The sequence below is a fragment of the Sphingomonas sp. 10B4 genome (genome assembly GCF_035019905.1).
In the GTDB taxonomy this organism is placed as follows: domain Bacteria; phylum Pseudomonadota; class Alphaproteobacteria; order Sphingomonadales; family Sphingomonadaceae; genus Sphingomonas; species Sphingomonas glacialis.
Genome location: NZ_JASJVC010000143.1, coordinates 1 through 2,409 on the forward strand (window position 1 = coordinate 1; position 2,409 = coordinate 2,409).

Annotated in this window: 1 pseudogene; it reads right to left on the reverse strand. The window is 59.9% G+C overall.

The features are described from left to right. Positions 1 to 2,030: pseudogene (locus QN347_RS19055) on the reverse strand (hypothetical protein); the annotation flags it as partial. Positions 2,031 to 2,409 lie beyond the last annotated feature (379 nt).

Consider the following 2,409-nt stretch of genomic DNA (forward strand, 5'->3'; position numbering starts at 1 on the left):
TCGGCAAGCGTTGCGGCGATGCTATCACGCTCGGCTTCGAGTTCAGCGACGTGGCGGTCGGCGGCGTCCTTAGCGGCTGCAGTCTCGGCAAGCGTTGCGGCGATGCTATCACGCTCGGCTTCGAGTTCGGCAACGTGGTGGTCGGCGGCGTCCTTGGCGGCTGCAGTCTCGGCAAGCGCTCGGGCGATGCGATTACGCTCGGCTTCGAGTTCAGCGACGTTGCGGTCGGCGGCGTCCTTGGCGGCTGCAGTCTCGGCAAGCGTTGCGGCGATGCTATCACGCTCGGCTTCGAGTTCAGCGACGTGGCGGTCGGCGGCGTCCTTAGCGGCAGCCGTGTCGCCGAGCGTTGCGGCGATGCGATCACGCTCGCCTTCGAGTTCGGCGGTGCGATGATCGGCAGCGTCCTTGGCTGCTGTGGTCCCGGCGAGGGTCGCGGCGATGCTGTCGCAGTCCGCGCTGAGCGCCTCATTCGCCTTTTCGACAAGCGACCGCGAGGCCAAGGCCTCGGTTAGCGCAGCGGCAAGGCTGTCACGTTCTGCCGCAACGCTGCTCAGCGTGGCCTCGGCATCGGTGCGCGCTTGCGCCGCTTCCACAAGTGACGCAGCGAGCCGTTCGTGCTCGGCAGTCGCTGTCGCGATAGCCTCTTCGGTCGCAATCCTCGCGGCGTCGGCTTCCGCGAGCCTTGCGGCGATCCGATCGCGGTCCTCGGTGATGGTAATTGTGGTTTCGTCGGCCGCGGCCTTGGCGGCGGCCATGGACGCAAGGGACGTGGCAAGGCGATCGCGCTCCGCGCCGAGCGCGTTCATCGCTGCATCCGCGGCATCCCGGGCGACGGTCGTCTCGTCGAGCGCCGCGGCCATTCGATCGCGTTCCGCCTCGAACGCAGCCGCGGCGTCTTGCGCCACGGTTCGCGCTGCCGCAGTCTCGGCATGGGTGGCCGCGATTGCATCGCGTTCGGCCGTCACCGTCGCCAATGCCGTGTCGGCCGTGATGCGGGCCGCCTCGATATTTTCTATTGTGGCAACGGCATCGTCGCGCTCGCCGCCAACCGCGGCGACCTGGGACTCGATCGCGGCCTGGGCGCGCACATGCTCGTCGTTCTTGTGCTGCAGCTCTGTCGTCAGGCCGTCATACCAAGTCGTTGCGCTGCGCGTCAGCCTGTCATGGAGGTCCCACTGTGCGAGCGTTTCGTCTTTCAGTTTGAACGCGAAAGCGGCCGCTTCCTCGCTCGCGCAAGTCGATGCGATGATCTTGACGAATTGCTCGATGGTATCGATGAACTGCTTGCGATCGCGCACCAGCACGATCGAGGTGTCGAAGTTGGATTTTGCATCAGACAGATCGACGGGGGCGCAGACGAGGCTGGACAATTGGGCTTCGACCGAGCGTCGCAACGCGGGATCGGTCGTCAGCGCGCTGGTATCGATCACCACATCGGCGGACTCGATTGACTGTGCATAAAGATAGATATGCATCAGGATAAACAGAAGGAACGTCTGCTCGTCCTTGGGTGACGAGACGCGATTCGATAGGGCCTCGTTGAGCCCATTCAGAAACCTATCGTTGTAGAATGACGCCGCTGTTTGATCGATCGTGTTAAAGAAGAAGCGATTGCCCCGCAAGAACTGTCCGGAGTAAGACGACCACTGTTCGAATATATTGCGATGTAGCAAGACATTCTGTACCGGCATGAAACGTTTGATTGCCGCCATCCGCCCGATGCTGCGCGTGCAGCTCAGGAGTGGGACCTTCCGACTTCGATACGCGTGCTCCACGAGGATGTTGAGATACGCCTGTTCTTCGAGCGAAAGCTCCCCGTCTATCCCGCCCTGAGGGATGAAGCGTTCGAGCGCCATGCTGGCGTCGAAGCCGATCACGCCACCGCCCTTCTTTAAAAGGGGAAGGTATTCAAGAAAATACGGAGCCTGCGCTGGATGGCGCGAATCCCACGTCGAGTATGTCGTGCTAATTATCGATTTTTCGCTAATATCCGAAAGAATTTTGTTGAATACCTCGTAATACGCAAGCACGTTCGGGAGTTTTCTAAGGCTCGTCCAAAGCCATGTACTCGACGTGCGAAAGCTGGAATGCAGAAAGACCGGTAGTGTACGCGGATTAATATCCCTAAAATTGGTCAGGTGATTCGATTTAGCTCGAACAATCTCCCGGCCATCCGTCGGACGAATATTGGCTGAATCGCTGCGGCGACGCTTAATAGGTCGTACACCATCCGCGGGACCTTGTTCCGGCTTCGAAACCAATTACGATGACCTTCCTCGGCGTTTATTCAACGTAACCTCATACACCTTATAATCAATGGAACTGAACCCCTTAACCCGGATTATTCGTCGGACGGGCGATTTCGGGTTGGCGAGCGTAGCTTAACCTACTGATTTAGTGTAGAGAAAG